Origin of the sequence: Paenibacillus zeisoli, assembly GCF_003994465.1 — a bacterium.
Classification (GTDB): domain Bacteria; phylum Bacillota; class Bacilli; order Paenibacillales; family Paenibacillaceae; genus Fontibacillus; species Fontibacillus zeisoli.
This window is the reverse complement of sequence record NZ_RZNX01000002.1, coordinates 250,961-270,493: the sequence shown is the minus strand read 5'-3', so window position 1 is coordinate 270,493 and position 19,533 is coordinate 250,961. Positions and strand designations below refer to the sequence as shown.

Annotated in this window: 13 protein-coding genes; 9 read left to right on the top strand and 4 right to left on the bottom strand. The window is 52.2% G+C overall.

All coding sequences use genetic code 11. From position 1 onward, the window contains the following. Nucleotides 1-43: 43 nt before the first annotated feature. Nucleotides 44-1,897: a sensor histidine kinase gene (locus tag EJP77_RS07255; RefSeq protein ID WP_246021778.1), complete on the top strand. Its 1,854-nt coding sequence runs from the start codon at nt 44-46 to the stop codon at nt 1,895-1,897. Beyond that, nucleotides 1,878-3,482 (top strand): response regulator, encoded by a 1,605-nt coding sequence (locus EJP77_RS07250; RefSeq protein WP_185897225.1) that lies wholly within the window; start codon nt 1,878-1,880, stop codon nt 3,480-3,482. Before EJP77_RS07255 ends, EJP77_RS07250 begins: the two co-directional genes overlap by 20 nt. A 169-nt stretch (nt 3,483-3,651) precedes the next feature. Here the strand turns inward: EJP77_RS07250 and EJP77_RS07245 are convergent, their stop codons facing one another. Continuing rightward, on the bottom strand, nt 3,652-6,027 hold the full coding sequence (locus EJP77_RS07245) for a stalk domain-containing protein (protein WP_127198551.1): 2,376 nt from the start codon (nt 6,025-6,027) through the stop codon (nt 3,652-3,654). Nucleotides 6,028-6,135: 108 nt separating this feature from the next. After that, nucleotides 6,136-7,389, bottom strand: coding sequence for an ArnT family glycosyltransferase (locus EJP77_RS07240; protein ID WP_127198550.1), 1,254 nt, complete (start codon nt 7,387-7,389; stop codon nt 6,136-6,138). A gap of 295 nt (nt 7,390-7,684) precedes the next feature. Here EJP77_RS07240 and EJP77_RS07230 point away from each other — a divergent pair, with 295 nt between their 5' ends. The 7 genes from EJP77_RS07230 (at nt 7,685) to EJP77_RS07200 (ending at nt 17,734) form a co-directional block, all read left to right on the top strand. After that, nucleotides 7,685-8,470 carry an ABC transporter ATP-binding protein gene (locus EJP77_RS07230; protein ID WP_127198549.1) on the top strand — a complete coding sequence of 262 codons (786 nt, stop codon included), beginning with the start codon at nt 7,685-7,687 and terminating at the stop codon, nt 8,468-8,470. Between the two features lie 5 nt (nt 8,471-8,475). Next, nucleotides 8,476-10,167 (top strand): ABC-2 transporter permease, encoded by a 1,692-nt coding sequence (locus EJP77_RS07225; protein WP_127198548.1) that lies wholly within the window; start codon nt 8,476-8,478, stop codon nt 10,165-10,167. A gap of 245 nt (nt 10,168-10,412) precedes the next feature. Continuing rightward, nucleotides 10,413-10,913 carry a nitrous oxide-stimulated promoter family protein gene (locus EJP77_RS07220; protein WP_127198547.1) on the top strand — a complete coding sequence of 167 codons (501 nt, stop codon included), beginning with the start codon at nt 10,413-10,415 and terminating at the stop codon, nt 10,911-10,913. 585 nt (nt 10,914-11,498) lie between these two features. Further along, nucleotides 11,499-12,902 (top strand): cytochrome ubiquinol oxidase subunit I, encoded by a 1,404-nt coding sequence (locus EJP77_RS07215; RefSeq protein WP_127198546.1) that lies wholly within the window; start codon nt 11,499-11,501, stop codon nt 12,900-12,902. Next, nucleotides 12,889-13,905: a cytochrome d ubiquinol oxidase subunit II gene (gene cydB / locus EJP77_RS07210; protein ID WP_127198545.1), complete on the top strand. Its 1,017-nt coding sequence runs from the start codon at nt 12,889-12,891 to the stop codon at nt 13,903-13,905. Before EJP77_RS07215 ends, cydB begins: the two co-directional genes overlap by 14 nt. Beyond that, the gene (gene cydD, locus EJP77_RS07205; RefSeq protein WP_127198544.1) at nt 13,905-15,638 is read left to right on the top strand and encodes a thiol reductant ABC exporter subunit CydD; all 1,734 of its coding nucleotides are present in this window, start codon (nt 13,905-13,907) and stop codon (nt 15,636-15,638) included. Before cydB ends, cydD begins: the two co-directional genes overlap by 1 nt. After that, a complete protein-coding gene (locus EJP77_RS07200; RefSeq protein WP_127198543.1) occupies nt 15,635-17,734 on the top strand; it encodes an amino acid ABC transporter ATP-binding/permease protein in 2,100 nt (699 codons plus the stop codon). The genes cydD and EJP77_RS07200 overlap by 4 nt, the downstream gene beginning before the upstream one ends. A gap of 273 nt (nt 17,735-18,007) precedes the next feature. Here the strand turns inward: EJP77_RS07200 and EJP77_RS07195 are convergent, their stop codons facing one another. Beyond that, nucleotides 18,008-18,463 (bottom strand): nitrogen regulation protein NR(II), encoded by a 456-nt coding sequence (locus EJP77_RS07195; protein WP_127198542.1) that lies wholly within the window; start codon nt 18,461-18,463, stop codon nt 18,008-18,010. 5 nt (nt 18,464-18,468) lie between these two features. Further along, entirely contained in the window at nt 18,469-19,314 is an 846-nt protein-coding gene (locus tag EJP77_RS07190) for an alpha/beta fold hydrolase (protein WP_127198541.1), read from the bottom strand. Nucleotides 19,315-19,533: the final 219 nt, after the last annotated feature.

Here is a 19,533-nt window from a genome sequence, read left to right as displayed (position 1 = left end):
TAATATGTTGGGAAAAAAAGGTGGGTGGAAGGTGTTCAAAAAGATGAGCATTCGAACCAAGCTGATGTCGCTGCTTCTGCTCGCCGTCGTTCTTCCAACAGGTATCTCACTGACCGCCTCCTATCTGTATACGAAGGAGTCGGTGACAGAGAAGTCGATTAATGAGAACACCAAGCTGCTTGCCCTTGGCGGTACGAACCTCTCCAACTATTTTGGCGGAATTAACCAGTTGGTGTTATCGATTTACAGCGGAATCAATCTACCAAGCTCCTTGTTCACAATTATTCAGAATACCAGGCCCTCCGATCCGCCGGATACGGGCCCAGAGTTAGCAGATAACCGGGATATTATTGCCAGTCAGCTCTATAACCTGTTCCAGTCGAACCAAGATATCTATCAGATTCACCTGTACATTCGGGCTAATCATGAATCCAACTCGCTGATTAAGGGGGTATTCCACAGAGAGAAGAACCCCAGCTACGTCCCTTTAAAGGATGAGTCCGGGAGAAACCGGCCATTTCTGGAACCAACCCATCTGGATCACCGATATGGGCTGAAGCACGTCATTCCGAATCTGAAATCAGAGAGCACGGAAGTATTCAGCGTCCATTATCCGATCTACCGGACTCCGAGTAACGAGGTGATGGCTAATCTGTCCATCGATTTCAAGCTGAATGAACTTCGTGAAATTGCGAAATCCATGTTCACACCGGGTACGGACAAGTTCTATCTGGTCAATGAGGATCAGAAAGTGATATATACTTCAGAGGAGGGTGGGAACATTAGCCAACTGGCTGCCGGATGGAGCGATCTCCCTGCTGACAAGAACGAAGGTTATTTTTACTGGGATGATAAGGATTTCGGCGGAATTGTATTCTTCAAGCGGATTACGGGCCCACTCTTCACGGGTGCGCTCATCAAGCTGGTGTCGTACGATAATTTGTACAGTGACGCCGGGCATATAACTGAGATTAATGCGTGGATTGGGCTGGCTTTTCTGATTATTGGCGTGCTTGCGGCAGTATGGATATCATTCCGGTTCACCACACCCATCAAACGATTAATTTCCTATACGCAAAAGGTACAGATCGGTCAGCTCGATGCCAAGATCGATATGGAAGCCGAAGATGAGTTCGGTACCTTGGCCCGGAAAATGACAGCCATGACCAAGACTATTAATGATCTGATACTAACCGAGTATCGCCTGGAACTTGCGAACAAGACGAATCAGCTCAAGGCGCTGCAGGCACAGATCAATCCACATTTCCTATACAATGCCTTGCAGTCCATTGGGTCGATGTCCCTCAGATACAATGCGCCCAAGGTGTACGATCAGATTTATTCTCTGGGAAGCATGATGCGCTATACAATGGCTACAGGCAGGACGGAGGTTACTTTGGAGGAGGAGCTTGAGCACGTGGAGAATTACCTGCTGCTTCAGAAGGGCCGCTTCGGAGAAGAGAATCTCACGGTCATGCTGGATATTGCGGAGCATACCCGGCATATTGTGGTTCCGAAGATGATTTTGCAGCCTGTTGTGGAGAATATTTTCAAGCATGGGTTCAATGAAGGCATCAAGGACGGGCGGATCATGATCAGCAGTGCAATGAGTCATTCCGGAGGCCTGATCCTTACGGTATCGGATAACGGAGCGGGGGTTCCGGCAGATCAAATACCGATAATTAAAAGCGCTATTATGAGTAAGGATAATAAGTCATCTGAGAGTATCGGGCTAAGTAATGTACTGGCCCGCTTGCAATTATATTTCGGGGAAGAAGCCAGGATTGGCATCTCGGCCAATGAATATGTTGGAACCACAGTTACTCTTGCTTTCCCTATAGTGAAGCTGCGTGAGGATCATGATGAAGGAGGGACTTATGAAGGCTTTAATCGTTGACGACGAGATGCATGTGCGGGAAACGGTCCGTTATTTCATTCCTTGGGAGAATTACGGCATTAAGGATGTCTATGAAGCTGGAAATGGGAAAGAAGCCATTGAAATTATCCAGTCCGAACGGCCGGTACTTATCTTCACGGATATGGTTATGCCATTAATGGATGGCTCGCAGCTGCTGAAATGGATCCAGGAGAATTCTCCGCGGTCCAAGACCATTGTCATTAGCGGTTATCAGGATTTCAATTATGTGAAGCCCGCTATTATGTACGGGGGTACAGATTATTTGCTGAAGCCGCTCAACAGCAAGCAGCTTGTTGCGGCCGCAGAGCGTGCGCTGAACATGTGGAGGCAGGAGGAGGAGGAATGGATCCGTTCCCTTGATCAGGAAATCCAGCTGAATGTGCTGCGCCCTGTCTATTGGGATAAGCTGCTTACCGATTTTGTCTCAGGCGCCATTCCCTACCCCAAATTGAACCCGCAGCGGCTTGAGGAGGAGCTGGGAATCAGGCGAAGCACGGAGCAGGTAAGAGTGGCGGTGCTGTCGCTGGATCCCGTGAACCGCCGGTTTCTGAACCGGCTTCATGATGATCGGGAGCTGGCTTCCTACGTAACCGTGAACGTGTGTAATGAAGTGCTTGCACAAGGCGGCTGCGGACATGCGTTCCGGTATCTGAATTCAGGAGCGGATGTGGTTCTCTTATTCTACGGTACAGACCAATTGGTTCATGAACGCCTTCGGCAGATCAATGAAGCTATGCAGCGGACCTATCAGGTTCAGTTCGATATCGGCTGGGGCAGCGCCCATGCATTTCCGGAAGAGATCCAGTTCTCATTTGAGGAGTCGAAAGAGGCGCTCAGAAGACGGAATCTTCTTCATAGGGACCAGCGGATTCATGAGTTTCGGCCCCGGCGCGGGGAGGATGAGATTCAAAGCCCTTTTATCCCATACATGGAGAAATTCAAATTCTACGTCATGTCTGGCATTCATGAGAAGATTAAAGAGGCGGTTCACGAGTGGTATCTTCATATCCGCGGAATGCAGGTGATTACGGCCGAGCAGCTGGAGAGCTGGCATGAGGAATTTGCGGATGAAGTGCTCCGCTGGCAAAAGGAACTGTTCAGCGAGCGTTTGCCATCCGAGCTGCCACTGATGCGTTTGGAACTGCCCTATGACGAAGCCGGGAATTTCTCCATGGAATACTGGAGAGACCAGATTGAGAATGCTCTATTCGGGATTTCAAGTGAGTTCGTAGGTTCGAAGAAGCTGGACAGTCAGCTGGTAAAAGACATCAAACAATATATCCATACTAATTATCATCAGGAGATTACTTTGCAGCACATTGCAGACCGGTTCTTCATCAGCCGAGAGAATGTCTCCCGCAAATTCAAGCAGGTATCCAGCGAGAATCTGTCGGACTATCTGTCAAATCTGCGAATCGATAAGGCGAAGCAGCTGCTGAAGAATTCGGACCTCAGACTGTCGCAAATCTCGACGATGGTCGGGTTCCAGGATGAGAAATATTTCAGCCGTGTATTCAAGAAGGTTACCGGAATGACGCCTCGGGCATACCGGAAGTCCGACTAATTAAGCAGACTGTTGCTTCATAAGCATAGAAGGATTCCCGCCCCGATAAGACTACACAAAACAGCCGCTCCCATTCGCAGGTCAATGCGAATGGGAGCGGCTGGTCATGTTACTTAGGAATAAGGCAATACAATGAGATCATGATATGGAGATGATTAAGATTCAGCCTTTATTGCTGCTTCGCAGGCGGCATCGGCATGAACAGCAGCGTGAACGGCATATTGCTTCCCGCTGAAGGAGTGATCCAGATCTCTACGTTCTCTTCATAATCCTTCGTTCTGTAGAGGACGCTGGTCTGGTTCGGTACGTTAACCGAACCCGAGTGGGAGAAGCTGACCACATTGCCGTTGACCATGGCGGCACCCATGTATAAGCCTCCGCGGGGATTGAATGTAATCAGGGTGTTAGGAGCCACGCGGTGCAGAATAATTTTGTACAATACCCCGTAGTTGCCGGAGTTCGTAGCTGGAGTTCCCATGATTCCATCGGTACCTGTCTGGAACGGATCTGCCGTGTTATCGGTCAGGTTAAGCCGCATATTCGTCTTGCCAACGAGCTCACCATATTCGAAGACCCGAGTGGAATCCGCGAAGGTTCCCCGAATGATGGACTCCTTGGGATCCAGCGCTGGCAGGGTCGTAAGTGCCTTGATTGGATCGTTATTGGCCTTCACAATCATGACGGTATATTGGACCTGTGAATCACTGTATAAATCCCCGAATAGGGAGATGACATCTTCCTGGCTGAGGGCGGTTGCGCTCAGGTCCTCGAAGATCACCCGGGACTCACCTGGAGCCAGGTTAACCGTCTTCTGCTTGCTGCCAGTCTGATAGTTCTCGAAATAACGCTGTACCGACAAGCGGCCTGTCAGTTCTGGGTGCTGGTTAGGTCCGGCAGTACCATAGCTGAGGTAATCAATCTTAGCGCTCTGGGAATCCATATTCTTGGCAACCAGATACACCTTGGCTTTCTCACCAAGACGGTTGCGGTGATGGATCATGAAGCGGGTTAGACCTACAATGGTGTCCTGATACAGAATGCCTTCACTTGTTACCGATTCCGGTCCGCTATCACGGAACAGGGTATACGGCTCAGTCGTGTAAGTGAATGGAATCTTGTCGTAGTTCAGTACACCTGCGCCGTTGATCTGGAAGTTCTGTCCGACCGGTGTGAACAGCTTGTAGAATTGATCCTCTGTATATAGGGTCTCACTGGTAATATTGATCGTCTTCTCGATCGTATTCGTAGCCCCGTGTTTGTCTGTAACCGTAAGCGAGATGGTCTGAGGCCCTGGAGTAAAGTAAGCAAGCTGCTTATTCGTCCATTTACGGTCGGTAATCGCGCCTTCGTCATCTGTACTTTGATCGGTAACCGTTACGAGCTCACCCATTTTGTAATCGGTCTTGTCGGTGACGAATTGGGCTACCGGAGGAAGATTAGGGTTAACTACCTTGATATTTAAAGTAAATGGCGCACTCCATTGCCCGCTGGAATCCTGTACAGAGTAAGTGATCGGATAAGTACCGGCCGATTGGAACGTATCTTGATCGGGACGGCCCACCCATTGCTCGTTCACGATCTGCAACCCTTTGGGAGAGTAGCTCTTGGTTACAAAGTTAAGCACCGTCTGGCCGGCAACAATCTCACCGGATTGTACAGAGAAGGTGGCTACTGGTTTGGTAGACAGCTGTACAATGACCTTCTTCCCGCTGACGGTATAAGGAATATTGAGTGCCTGTGTAATGGCAGTCAGTGGAACCATGAATACATTCTTGTCCTGATAGGAGGCGCCCCGCATCGTCTTGGAGACTCCATTGACCCGGTAGAGGCTGCTGCCAGTCTTGAATCTGAGTTCATTTCCTGCGTAAGTAATGATGGTCTCTTTGGTCTTCCCGTCATAAGCGATCTGGTAACCAACCCGGTCGACCAGGGAACGGATACCGACATAAGAGACGCCTTTCTTCACCGTCATCGGGTGCGTGGCCGTATAGACCCGGCCATCCTGTTCCATTCTGCTGCTGTCCATGTAAAGAATGAGCTGCCCATTACTGGTCGCTGCAGGAGCGAGAGTTGCCGGACTGGAGGCAGGGTCTGGAATCGTGAGCGTTCCGCCGGCTGGCGGCTGTGAGCTGCCGCCAGGAGTGCTGCTTCCGGAATCCGGTGTGCTGGTTCCATCCGCGGGAGTACTGCCTCCTTGATTTCCCTGGCCGTCTGCAGGTGTTGTAGTAGTGGCTGGGGAACCGGATGTCTGATCCTTCGGGGCAGCCTGTGACGATGATGGAGCGACGACGTTCTGGGAAGGCTGATTGCTTGAATTAACTGCTGGAACCTGCTTGGTTCCCTCGATAGAAGAAGAGGATCCGGTCGTGCTTGTTGTTCCAGTAGTCTCAAGTGTAACAGGTGATGTGGAGGTCAGAGATTGTACCTCGGCCGCTGCCTGGGGCTGGACCTGCGAGGAGGAGACAGCTTCAGCACTTGCCGGCATCGCCGCAGCGACTTGGGAAATGATGAGGGCAGTGACCAAGGTAGCCTTTTTAAAATTCATTAGCAAATGTACTCCTTTAAATTCTGAATTTAGACAATAGAAAAGGAGGCACACGAATAAATTCATGTGCTTGTCCGATATTGTCATAGGTTTAAAATGGGGCGTGCCTTACTCGGACAGAGCCGGAGCGGGATTCTTCCGTCCCTTGTAGCGGCTGTATATCCACCGAACGATAGCGACGCCAATTACACAGTCCAGGATGATGATAACCGGCATGGCCGTATAGTTGTATCTGAATTCAGGTACGAACAGCAGCCGGATCAAGGACATGACGACCACCGTCGAGGCGAGCAGAAATTCGGGTCTGCGGAACCGGCGGGCGGCGGTGCCGACTAAGGCGACCAGGAAGAATAAGACTAGGCACTGATGGAACAAATTCCGAATCGCATAAGGGAAGACCGAATAATAAGGCTTATGGCCGGCTCCGAAATACATTTTCCCGTAAATGTAATCCAGCTTTCCGATCGTGTACCATTTCAGGAACAGCCATGGCTTCTCGGTGAAGCCCACCTTAAGGCGTTCTTTGGCGACTTCCATCTGGGTCTTGCCGTGGCGGTCTACCATTCCGTCCAAATAGTTATTGTAAGGATAGGTTCCCGCAGCAAATGGATTCACTTGAGTCGCAACGATAATGACCTGCTTCATGGTAATGATGTTGCGGATTACCCATGGGGACAGGATAATACCGGCTCCAATCAAGGTGATCAAGAGCAGCTTGAGTGTATCCTTCCATTTCCTTGTCCAGAGGAAGTAGACTGCATGACATACAAAGATTAGCGGCAGGAACTCCGGCCGGGTCAGCACGGTAAGCCCGATCAGGGCGCCGCTGGCCAAAGCCCACTTCCATGTCTTCTTCTCGAACGTTATGATCTGCAGGTACAAGTAAGAGACCAGGAAGAAGGTACATATAACCTCGGTGAGTACCGCGCCGTTGCTCCAGATGAATGGAGGATAAATGGCGCCTGCAAAGGCAGCCAAGAGTCCGGCTGTTGTCCCGCCCAGGCGTCTAGCCAACCGGTAAATGAGAAAGAGGGTAATAAGGCTGAGCATGACCTGAATATAACGAATGTAAGGAGCTGGGTCATGGGTCTTATAATCTACTAATTTGTAGATAGCCGCCATGAAAATAGGCAGACCTGGCGATACCTGAGCATTGGATTCCGTGCTTCGGTAGCCGTAGACACCTTTCTCCAGAATCTGCTTGACCATAATGTCGTATTGCTTGGAGTCTGTGGAGACGGTATGTTGGACAGATCGGAGGTAATCGACTCTTAAATAAGCTGCAAGAATAAAGATAACAAGTAGAACAATAATTACAGCAGGTTTATTGCCCCGATAAGACTTAGACCAAAAAGATTGCATCAGGATCAGAACTCTCCCTTTCTCATCATGTAATATATTAACGCGCAAAAATGTGAAAAGTTGCTATTATTTCCAAAGCCGTTTAGTAATATGAGGTGAACTCTCTCTTTCGTTCATTCCAAAGAGTACTTGGTAGTCTTATGTTCCTATTTAATAGCAACCTAGATTAGTATAAAGGTATATAACAAAATTCGCCAACCTGGCCGGGAAAGTGCACAACTTAATGTTAAATGTTTGACATCTGTATCTAGGAAAATATGGTAAAATGTCTGAAGTAAGTGAGAGGAGTATTGTGATGGAGAATAGAGAACCGGTAATTACAATCCGTGATCTGCGGATGAAATATTCCGACAGGTATGTACTGAACGGCATCGATCTGGAAGTATTTAAAGGCCAGATTATTGGATACATAGGACCCAACGGCGCAGGCAAAAGTACGACCGTGAAAATCATGCTCGGGCTTGTTGAAGGATATACAGGGGAAGTGAAGATCCTGGGAACCGATATTTCAAGCGGAGATATCAGCTACAAACGGAGAATTGGTTACGTGCCCGAGATTGCTGAAGTCTACGATACGCTCACGGCCAAGGAGTACCTGACCTTTATCGGTGAATTATATGGAATTACACGAGAGGCGGCGGACGAGAAGGCCAGAAGATTGGTAGACTGCTTCGGATTGAAGGAAGCTTATAACTCCCGGATCAGCTCATACTCCAAGGGGATGAGGCAGAAAGTGATGATTATCTCAAGTCTGCTGCATAACCCGGATATCCTGTTCTTCGACGAGCCGCTGAGCGGCCTGGATGCGAACAGTGTAATGGTCCTGAAGGAGATTCTCACCCTGCTGGCTGAGCAGGGCAAGACGATCTTCTACTCTTCCCACATCATGGATGTGGTTGAGAAGATCAGCAGCCGGATTGTCCTGCTTGGCGGCGGCCAGATCCTCGCAGACGGAACGTTTAGCGAACTGAAGGATCGGAGCAAGGAAGGGTCGCTGGAACAGATCTTCAATCAGCTCACCGGCTTCAATGAGCACAGGCAGATCGCAGAAGCGTTCGTGGCTGCCGTACAGGAGGCCTGAGCCGTATGATAGAAAGCCGGATTTTGAAAGGGCTTGATCTATTTCGGGGGGGCTTCGAGAAAGCGGGTGTCGACTATCCCATGATGAGATCCATCCTGCAGATCAAGCTGATCATGGATGGGCGGCGAGTCCCGACCATTGTAGCTGGCGGGAACAGCCGGAAGAAGAGGCAGACCAGCCTTGGCCTCACCTATGTAGAGGAGGGCAACTCCTTCATTCGGTCGCTGTGGCTGTACGCTCTGATGGGGCTGATGCTGGTTCCGATCGTACTGTACGGAGATAATTATATTTTTCAAATGAGTATTGTGTTCGGCATTATGATGTTCCTGGTGATGACCTCGCTGATCTCGGACTTCTCCTCGGTGCTGCTGGATATTCGGGATAAGACGATTCTGTTCACCAAGCCGGTGAACCGGAAGACGATCAACATGGCCAAGCTGATCCATATCCTCATCTATATGTTCTTCGTGACCGGGACGCTGGCAGCTCCGTCGCTCATTGCCGGCCTGGTGGATCATGGGGTTCTGTTCTTCCTGATCTTCCTGGTGGAGACCATTCTGATGGATGTTCTGATCGTGGTGCTTACCGCGGTGCTCTACTTCTTCGTGCTCAAGTTCTTCGACGGGGAGAAGCTCAAGGATATGATCAACTATGTGCAGATCGCCCTGTCCATCGCAATTACAATCGGTTATCAGCTGGTCAGCCGGCTGTTCAACCTGGTGAATCTCACAGGGCATTTCCAGCCAAAGTGGTGGCATATCTTCCTGCCCCCCCTCTGGTTCGGCTCCCCGTTCGAGACGCTGCTGCACGGGACGAGGCAAAGCCACTACCTGATTTTCACAATGCTGGTTATTGTGGTCCCTGTGCTCATGCTCTTCATCTATATCAGAATGATGCCGGCCTTTGAGCGAAATCTGCAGAAGCTGTCCGATCAGAGTGTTCGGGCTGGACGCGCAGGCGGAAGGTTGACCGATCTGATAGCCAAATGGGTCAGCGGCAGCCGAGAGGAAGAGACCTTCTTCCGATTCGCCGCCAAAATGATGAGTACAGAGCGGGACTTCAAGCTGAAGGTGTATCCGACCCTGGGCTTCTCGATTATTTTCCCGTTCATCTTCTTCTTCCTGGACTTCCATGAGGGCGGACTGCAGGGGATTGCATCAAGCCGGATGTATCTGTTCATTTATTTCTGTGCGCTGCTTGTTCCAACGGTCGTCATGATGCTGAAATACTCGGGCCAGTATAAGGGTGCATGGATCTATCAGATCGCCCCAATCAGCCATACGGCTCCCATTTATAAGGGTACACTCAAGGCCTTCCTGGCCAGGCTGCTGATTCCAATGTTCATTCTGGAAAGCATCATATTCCTCGCCATCTTCGGCGTGAGAATCCTGCCAGATCTGCTGGATGTGCTGCTGATGCTGCCGCTGTATACACTAATCAGCTTCATGGTGCTGCGGAAGGCTCTGCCGTTCTCGGAGGCTTTCGAGGCGACCCAGCAGAAGGAAGCCATGCTGACGATTCCGCTGATGCTGATCCTGGGCGTTTTTGCCGGGATACATTACCTCAGTACCGAGATTCCTTACGGAGTGTATATCTACATGGGGCTTCTGCTGGTGCTGAATGTAGCCGGCTGGAAGACCGTCTTCCGACGGACTTCATCTTCGCAACTGACTAGTGGGCAAGAAGTAGACGGGTAATGGGCCAGGCCGCCTTCCTTCGGGGAGGCGGCTTTGTTATGCTGGGGCCATGCTGTAGCCATGCTGTGATCACGCCTAAGCTGTAGTCACCCCGGATCATATGCCGTGGTCACGCGGTGGTCATGTCCTGGCCTTGCCATATGACAGGCAATTGTCATAGAGGATTGTTGGCGCAATCACAGCACTCCTGCGGATAAGTAGATACAATGCGGATAAGGTTAGACTAATTTGTCCAGGAGGAGCGTATGGAGCATAGACGGAGAACAAGCGAATTAGGCGGAGCAAAGGCAACAAGTGGAAGAGGTGGAGCAAGCGGCCGGCTGGGCGAGCCTGTGCAGCAGACTGCGGTAAAGCCGAATCCAGTGCGTAAGGCTGAGAATAAGGGGCCAAGAATCCGGCGCGAGAAGCTGACCGTAAGCTTCATGATCGGACGGTACTGCTCCGGCCACCATGACCGGGCAAGCCGCATACATGATTGTGACAATGGCAGACGCACTATCCGGCTGTGCCGGGAATGTTATGTGCTGCATGAATATGCGATGAAGCGGCTGAGTCTCTGCCAGTTCGGGGAAGAGAAGTCGACTTGTGTGGAGTGCCCGGTTCATTGTTATAAGCCTAAGCAACGGCTGCAGATAAAAGAAGTGATGAGGTACTCAGGTCCCCGAATGCTGATGAGCCACCCTGTGCTGGCGATATGGCATCTGCTGGATCAGCGGGGAGATAAGCATAAGCACCCTGCTTCATAACTTAATTTATCGGGAATCACCCGGTAAAAGACTGTCCTGTAAGCAGTTCAATCTGCTGAGGACAGTCTTTTTCTTTAAATAAAGGCTAATACAAAGTGCTTCAAAATAGTGGCATACAGGGGCAGGAGTAACGGAGAGGAAGCTTGGAACTGAAGGAGCGTAAGCGGCCGCCTACAAGCTTTCTGAAAGAAAGCTGCATCGGAAGCATATGCTTTATCTCCGGATTTCAACAGTGAAATACAGTAAATCAAGAAACCTGGAGATCACAGCGGACGAAAGTCCAAGCATTCCTCGGAGTTACGGCTATTTCCCAAATGTGAACATTTTAATTGTGTTTTGTAGAGGATTATGTGATTTCTGTCACAAATCTGTCTGAATTGAGCTGATGGATGTGATAATTATCACAAGCGCAAAAGATAATTTTTGCGAAAATAGTGACCAGGATCACAACGTGATGCAATAACTGCACCAAGAACAGCTTCATTTTGCCTGGGTAAGATGAATTCAAGCCCAATGTAAGATCACAATCAAGTTCGAAAGCAACACCCAAACAACAAACAAATTCAGAAAGAGGGAAAGAGAGAAATGGATACGGTACTACTTGCACGCATCCAGTTTGCTGCAACCACAATTTTCCACTTCTTCTTCGTTCCGGTATCGATCGGGCTGGTTCTGCTGATCGCGATGATGGAGACGATGTATGTGGTCAAAGGGAAAGAAGAATACAAAAGAATGGCCAAGTTCTGGGGGAAGTTGTTCCTGATTAACTTTGCAGTCGGGGTAGTTACCGGCATTCTGCAGGAGTTCCAGTTCGGGATGAACTGGTCCGATTACTCCCGGTTCGTCGGGGATGTATTCGGTGCACCGCTTGCGGTGGAGGCGCTGTTCGCGTTCTTCCTGGAATCGACTTTCATTGGATTGTGGATCTTCGGCTGGGACAGGTTATCCCCGAAGGTGCATCTGCTCAGCATCTGGCTGGTGGCGCTTGGCACGACCATTTCTGCCTTCTGGATTCTTGCCGCCAACTCCTTCATGCAAAGACCGGTGGGTTTCGCCATCAACAACGGCCGGGCGGAAATGAACGATTTCTTTACGCTGATCGGCAATGGCCAGCTGTGGGTGGAATTCCCGCATACCGTGCTGGGCGCATTTGCAACTGGGGCTTTCCTGATAACCGGGGTGAGCGCGTATAAGCTGCTGAAGAAGCAGGACGTGGATTTTTTCAAGAAATCATTCAAAATTGCCGTGATTGTTGCGCTGGTCTCTTCCTTCCTGACCGCGATCTTTGGTCACCAGCAGGCTCAATACCTAGTTAAGACGCAGCCGATGAAGATGGCTGCCAGTGAAGGGCTGTGGGGCAAAAGCGGAGATCCGGCAGGGTGGACCGTCGTGGCCGCGATTGATCCGACTACCAAAGAGAATACATACGAGATCAAAATTCCTTACCTGCTGAGCTTTCTGTCGTACAGCAAATTCTCCGGAGAAGTGAAAGGGATGAACGAGCTGCAGGCCCAGTATGAGAAGACCTATGGCCCGGGCAACTATATTCCACCGGTTCGTACAACCTTCTGGAGCTTCCGTATCATGATTGCCGCAGGCTGTCTGATGATCGTGCTCAGTGCTTACGGGGTCTATCTGGCTGCAAGGAAACGGCTCGATCGTCTTAACAAGTGGTACTGGCGCACCATGCTGTTCAGCATTTCACTGCCTTTCATTGCAAATACATCCGGATGGGTGATGACGGAATTCGGACGACAGCCGTGGACCGTGTTCGGACTCATGCAGACGAAGGATAGTGTCTCGCCTAGCGTTACTCCGGGACAAGTGCTGTTCTCCCTGATCGCGTTCTGCCTGATCTATGCAGCGCTTGCCGCCGTGCTGGTCTATCTGTTCGTCCGCGCGATTAAGAAAGGCCCGAATGCAGAAGAACAGACGGATGCCCATACTCATGATCCGTTTGGCAAGGAGGAATATCATGCTGTCTCTTAATGAATTATGGTTCGTGCTGGTTGCGGTATTGTTCATCGGGTTCTTTTTCCTGGAGGGCTTCGATTTCGGCGTAGGCATGGCCACACAGGTGCTCGCCAAGAGTGATACGGACCGCCGGGTTCTGATTAACTCCATCGGTCCATTCTGGGATGCCAACGAAGTATGGCTGCTTACAGCGGGGGGTGCGATCTTCGCGGCCTTCCCGAACTGGTATGCCACGATGTTCAGTGGATATTATACTCCCCTGGTGGTGCTGCTTCTTGCCCTGATCGGACGCGGAGTCGCTTTCGAATTCCGCGGCAAGGTGGATTCCGAGCGCTGGAAGAAGACCTGGGACATCGCGATCTTCGCCGGCAGCTTCCTGCCGCCGTTCCTGCTCGGTGTGGTCTTCTCAGGCCTCCTGAAGGGACTGCCGATTGATCAGAACATGGAGATGAAGGCCGGTCTTTTCGATATGGTCAATCTCTATACACTGGTGGGCGGAATCGTGGTGGTGGTGCTCTGCTATGTTCACGGACTTCTGTTCACAGTGCTCAGAACAACAGGAGAACTTCGGGACCGTGCGCGCAAGCAGGCGAAGACGGCGCTGATTCCGCTGGCCGTACTCCTTGTCTTGTTCGCGATTCTTACGTATACCATGACGGATGTATTTGAAGTACGGGGAGGACTGCTCGCCATTGTCGCGGTTCTCGGGCTTGCGGCCTTCCTGCTGGCCGGATGGTTCATTTCGGGGAAAAGAGATGGCTGGGCGTTCGGTATGACCGGTACGGTTATTGCCCTGTCCATCGCCTCGGTCTTCATTGGGCTATTTCCGCGGGTCATGGTCAGCTCGCTCAGCAGCGCCTTCAGTCTGACGATTGACAATGCGGCCTCCGGACATTATTCACTTAAAGTCATGACCATTGTTGCCCTGTCCTTGCTGCCATTCGTTCTCGGCTATCAGATCTGGAGCTACTTCGTGTTCCACAAGCGGGTTCACGAGAAAGAACATCTGGAGTACTAATGGGACGCGAGCTGCTGGGGCTAAGAGGCATACGGCCGGTAATGGCAGCTATGGCCGGCCTGACCTTGATTCAGACCCTATCGATTATCCTGCAGGCCAAATGGCTGGCGGAGACGGTCTCCGCCCTGTTCGCAGGGGAACCTTTACAGGAGCAATACGGCACAGCCGTATTGTTCCTGTGTGCTTTTACCGTACGTCAGATTACGGTCTACTTCCAGCAGTCTATTGCTGCCAAATTCGCTGAGCTCACAGGGGCCCGGATGCGCAGCCAGCTGATGAATAAGCTCTTCGAGCTCGGACCAAGATATGCCGGCAAGGAGGGGACGGGCAATCTCGTTACCCTCGTGCTGGAGGGAGTCACTAAATTCCGCACCTATATCGAACTGCTTCTGCCGCGTATGCTGGCCGGAGGGTTCACTCCGGTGCTGATTCTTGGCTTCATCTACACGCTGGATACATCGTCAGGAATCATATTGACTGTGACGATGCCGATCCTAATCGTCTTCATGATTCTGGTTGGGCTCGCCGCTCGTAAGCAGACGGAAGGTCAGTTGAAGACTTATAAAGTCTTGTCGAACCACTTTGTGGACTCTTTGCGTGGTCTGGAGACCCTGAAGTTCCTGGGGCGCAGCCGCACACACAGCCAGTCCATTGAGCGAGTAAGCGGCAGCTACCGGACGGCTACGATGAAGACGCTGCGCACCGCTTTCCTATCCTCTTTCGCGCTGGACTTCTTCACCATGCTGTCGGTCGCATCCGTTGCGGTAAGCCTGGGACTGCGATTGGTTAACGGGAATATGGTGCTTTTGCCGGCTTTAACTGTACTCATTCTGGCACCGGAATACTTCCTTCCGGTAAGGATGGTAGGAGCAGACTTCCACGCTACCCTGGACGGCAAGGAGGCTGGAGAAGCCATGCAGGCGATCATTAACAGCCATTCAAGTGAGGAGCTGAATGAGAAGGGCGTGCTTGAGCCGGGTTACAGCTGGTCGGATCGGAGCAGCTTGGCCTTGTCGGGGCTCAGCGTGACCCATGAAGAAGGGGCGGGGCCCTCGCTGGAGGGTGTAGACCTCCGGTTAACCGCAGGAATGAAGATCGGCATTATCGGAGAGAGCGGCGCGGGCAAGTCCACGCTGATTGATGTGCTGGGTGGATTCCTCCGCCCGAGCGCAGGCACGGTGGAAGTGGACGGACGAATGATGCCTTCATTGTCGGAGACGGTCTGGCGGAATCAGACCATGTATATTCCGCAGCAGCCTTATATTTTCAGCAGCACGCTTGAAGATAATGTGAAGTTCTACTCGCCTGGAGCCTCACTGGATGAAGTGAAGCAGGCCGTAGAAGCGGCCGGGCTCGGTCCAGTCGTAGAGCGGCTGCCGGGTGGATACAAAGAGATGATCGGCGGCGGGGGAAGGCGGTTAAGTGGAGGTCAGGAGCAGCGGGTTGCGCTTGCCCGGGCCTTCCTTAGTGATCGCCCAGTAATCCTGCTGGATGAGCCGACAGCTCATTTGGATATAGAGACCGAGTATGAGCTGAAGGCGATGATGCTGGAGCTTTTTGAAGGAAAGACGGTTGTTCTTGCGACCCACCGGCTGCACTGGATGCCGGATATGGATGTCATCGTGGTCATGGACCACGGGAGGGTGGAAGAAGTGGGTACCCACGAGGAATTATTGATGAAGCAGGGCGCCTATTACGGGCTGGTTAAAGAACAGGAGGAGGGGGCAGCATGAGGCAAGAAGGCTGGCTGAAGCCGTATATTAAGGCCCATTTGGGGCGGTTCATCCTAATTATCTTCCTTGGTGTGCTGACGGCTGCTGCCGCCTCCATGCTGATGTTCACCTCCGGGTATCTGATCTCGAAATCGGCGCTTCGTCCCGAGAACATTCTGCTGGTGTACGTGCCCATCGTGGGAGTAAGGACATTCGGCATCAGCCGGGCTGTTCTGCACTATGTGGAACGGCTGGCCGGACATGACGCGGTGCTCCGCATTGTCTCCCGGATGCGGGTGAGGCTGTATAACACGCTGGAGCCGGATGCGCTGAGCCTTCGCTCCCAATACCGAACCGGAGACATCTTGGGCGTGCTGGCAGAGGACATCGAGCAGCTGCAGAACGTATACCTGCGCACGGCTTTTCCGGGTGCGATTGCGGTGGTTATGTACGCAGCCGTGATTGCTGCGCTTGGCCGGTTTGACGGAGCCTTTGCTCTAATGACGGCAGGCTTGCTGCTGATTCTGCTTGGTGTGCTTCCTTGCGTATCTCTGCTCATGACCGCGAGGACTCAGGAGCGGATGAAGCAGGAACGCAGCCGGCTGTATCAGAAGCTGACGGACGCCGTGATGGGGCTGGGCACCTGGGTGATCAGTGGAAGGACCAGGGACTTCCTGGCCTCCTATGAAGCAGATGAAGCCCGGATTACAAGGGCGGATCGGACGCTCAAGAGATGGGCGAGGATAAGAGCGCTGCTGGGACAGCTTGTGGTTCTGGGCGGCGTTCTTCTCATGATGTCCTGGTCAGCCGGGAAGACGGCGGACGGCAGCATGAGTGGAACGCTGATCGCCGCCTTTGTGCTGGTCGTGTTCCCGCTGATGGACGTCTTCCTCCCCGTGTCTGAGGCGGTGGAGAAGCTGCCCCGTTACCGGAACTCGCTAGACCGGCTGAATGAAATATCCTCAGCTGGGCGTGAGGAGGCGGCATGGACCGCGGGCCGGGCCGAAGCGACTGCAACGGGCCCGGGCGAAGCGGTCGTATCGGCCGAAGGCGCCGATACCTTCGGTGTCGCCGACGCGACCGAAGCCGTCGGCGGCGTCGGTGCCACCGAGGCCACCGAGGCCAGCGACGCTGCCGAAGCTGCACGGCCGGCCCATAAGCCGCCGCGAGCCGCCGAAGCTGCGCGGCAGGGCTATGAGCGGCCGGTAGCTGCCGTAGCCGCGCCGCCGGCCCATGAGCGGCCAGGAGCCGCTCGCGGGGCCAGCGCTCTTGCTGGCGCCGGCTTCGTGAAGCCGATTGCTGCGCGCCCGGGTCTTGAGCGCCCGCGAGCCGCTCGCGAGGCCAGCGCTCTTGCTGGCGCCGGCTTCGTGAAGCCGACTGCTGCGCATATTCGGCTGGATCAGGTGAGCTTCAGCTATGGGGGGAATGCCGAGGCTGCGGTGCGTGGTATCACGCTGGATATTCCACAGGGCAGGCGGATTGCCGTAATTGGACGCAGCGGAGCCGGGAAATCCACCCTTCTAGGGCTTATTCAGGGGGCTTTTACACCGGATGCCGGAGCCGTGCGGATTAATGGCGTGGCAGCAGGAGAGCTCGGAGACCATATTCCCGAGGTCATCTCCGTGCTCAATCAGCGCCCGCATCTGTTCGATACCAGTGTAGCGAACAATATCCGGCTGGGCCGGAGTGAGGCGTCGAATGAGGAGATCTGTCAGGCTGCAGAGCAGGCGCAGCTTGCCGCGTTAATCGCCAGCCTTTCTGCTGGATATGACACCCCTATGCGCGAGACCGGCCAGCGATTCTCAGGTGGAGAACGTCAGCGGGTGGCGCTTGCACGTATTCTTCTGCAGGATACACCTGTCGTCATTCTGGATGAGCCAGCTGTAGGACTTGACCCGCGGACAGAGCGGGAGCTGATGAGGACGATTATGGAAACGACCACAGGCAAGTCACTGATCTGGGTTACCCACCATCTGGCCGGAACGGAGCAGATGGATGAGATTATCTTCATGGAGGACGGCAGGATTGAAATGAGAGGAACGCATGAGGAGTTGATGGAGCGGTATCCGCGCTACCGGAAGCTGTATCAGCTGGATCGGCCGATCCCTGTGCAGTAGGGAGCAGCGACGGAATCAGGCTGGTATAAAATATCAGGAGCATGATATCAGGAAAAGAGCCAGAACCGTGGTGGTTACGGAGGTTTTGGCTGAATTCTAAAGAGATCGGCCCAGACCTATGTACCCCATAAGCTTATGGAAGTTATCAAAGCATACGTAAGAGGCGGTGTCAGACAATAAACTGTCTGACACCGCCTCTGTTTGTAGGATCGTCAAATAAGACATATCCTATATGATGCTCTATATATGTTTAGAAAAGGGCCTGTCAGTCGTTCACAGTTGGCCGCTCAGTTCATTCCGCAGCTGCGTCAGCTGTATCTGAAGGCGTTCCAGCTCCTCGCCAGCCTTCTTGGACGCTTGTTCCGCCACATAGATCTGCTCTTCGTATTCCATTCTGCGACGCATAATCATAAGGATGCAGTCGTGGACCGTAGCTCCGTTCTCTTCCCGCCGAACAGCACTCAGGAGTACCGGGACTTCAGTTCCGCTGGCCGATTGCAGGACCAGGAACATTTCCTCGATCTTCCCGTTCAGCTTGATCAGCGGCATGAAATAGAGTTGAAATAGAATCCGGCTCGACCTTGTCAGGATGGATTCGATATGGCAGTCACGCAGCCCTTGAAGATCGAAACCAAGTAATTGTAGGAGTGTCTTGTTGACAGTAAGAATCGTATGATCTTCCGACAAGGACAGGTAACCGCAGGGGGCAAGGTCTAACCGCTCGTCCATCACCCTTACACCAACCCTTGTTCTAAAGGGCGTGTAGACGCGCTGCTGCGGCTGGCCAGATACTCCTGGATCAGCCTGATTGTCTCTTCAGGATAGCTCATATGCGGACAGTGGCCCGTTGCCTCCATGATCTGGAGTGTGCTGTCAGGAATATGGTGATAGACATAAGCGCCCACCTCAAGCGGGGCGATAATGTCATCCGTACTTTGCAGGATGAGTGAGGGGGTTGTCACTTTGGGGAGATCCTCCCGGTTATCTGCAAAGAAGGTGGCCTCCGCGAACTGCCGTGCAATGTCCGGGTTCACCTTGCAAAAGCTTTCCTCTAGTTCAGCCGCAAGTTCGGGCCGTTCCAAATTCCCCATAACGACAGGGGCGAGGTAGCCGGCCCAGCCGAAATAGTTCTTGTCCATCAAATCGAACAAGCCTTCAAGATCGCTCCGCTCAAATCCTCCGATGTATTCGGGAAGATCATTAAGGTAACGGGGTGAGGGGCCAATCAGAACCAATTGGTTGAATAACTCAGGCCTCTGGATAGAGGCCAAAATGCCAATCATGGCACCGACGGAGTGGCCCACAAATACGGTATTTCTTAAACCCAGTGACTCGCAAATCTCGATCAAATCCAGGGCGTAGCCGGTCAGGTTCCCATACCGGATAGGGTTATAAGCCGATGCATCTGACTTCCCGGAGCCGACATGGTCAAATAATATCGTCTGATAGTCTTCTACAAAAGCAGGGGCAACGAACCGCCACATATTCTGATCACAACCGAACCCATGTGCGAATATCATACTGGTCGTGCCGCTGCCTTGTATTTGTACATTGTTACGTACAAGTGTATCTTCAGCCATAACGAACTCCTTTCGGTGGATCTGTCAAGCACCCATATAATTATTGTAACATGTTTAGTGAAGATGATAGACAAACAGGTCCGTACCTTTGTTCGAATATGGAATTAAATGTTGATGTATATACCCTGTTCTGCTTGAATTAAAAATGCAAATAACGTCGTCCGAGGGCTAGTCCATATTAAAAAGGCTGCTCCCCAGTTAGCTTGACTGGCTGGAGGA

Excerpts from the sequence above, each read along its gene's own strand:
- EJP77_RS07245 (WP_127198551.1), bottom strand. The coding sequence starts at position 6,027 with ATGAATTTTAAAAAGGCTACCTTGGTCACTGCCCTCATCATTTCCCAA.
- EJP77_RS07195 (WP_127198542.1), bottom strand. The coding sequence starts at position 18,463 with ATGGACGAGCGGTTAGACCTTGCCCCCTGCGGTTACCTGTCCTTGTCG.
- EJP77_RS07200 (WP_127198543.1), top strand. The coding sequence starts at position 15,635 with ATGAGGCAAGAAGGCTGGCTGAAGCCGTATATTAAGGCCCATTTGGGG.
- cydB (WP_127198545.1), top strand. The coding sequence starts at position 12,889 with ATGCTGTCTCTTAATGAATTATGGTTCGTGCTGGTTGCGGTATTGTTC.
- EJP77_RS07240 (WP_127198550.1), bottom strand. The coding sequence starts at position 7,389 with ATGCAATCTTTTTGGTCTAAGTCTTATCGGGGCAATAAACCTGCTGTA.
- cydD (WP_127198544.1), top strand. The coding sequence starts at position 13,905 with ATGGGACGCGAGCTGCTGGGGCTAAGAGGCATACGGCCGGTAATGGCA.
- EJP77_RS07230 (WP_127198549.1), top strand. The coding sequence starts at position 7,685 with ATGGAGAATAGAGAACCGGTAATTACAATCCGTGATCTGCGGATGAAA.
- EJP77_RS07250 (WP_185897225.1), top strand. The coding sequence starts at position 1,878 with ATGAAGGCTTTAATCGTTGACGACGAGATGCATGTGCGGGAAACGGTC.
- EJP77_RS07255 (WP_246021778.1), top strand. The coding sequence starts at position 44 with ATGAGCATTCGAACCAAGCTGATGTCGCTGCTTCTGCTCGCCGTCGTT.
- EJP77_RS07190 (WP_127198541.1), bottom strand. The coding sequence starts at position 19,314 with ATGGCTGAAGATACACTTGTACGTAACAATGTACAAATACAAGGCAGC.
- EJP77_RS07225 (WP_127198548.1), top strand. The coding sequence starts at position 8,476 with ATGATAGAAAGCCGGATTTTGAAAGGGCTTGATCTATTTCGGGGGGGC.
- EJP77_RS07215 (WP_127198546.1), top strand. The coding sequence starts at position 11,499 with ATGGATACGGTACTACTTGCACGCATCCAGTTTGCTGCAACCACAATT.
- EJP77_RS07220 (WP_127198547.1), top strand. The coding sequence starts at position 10,413 with ATGGAGCATAGACGGAGAACAAGCGAATTAGGCGGAGCAAAGGCAACA.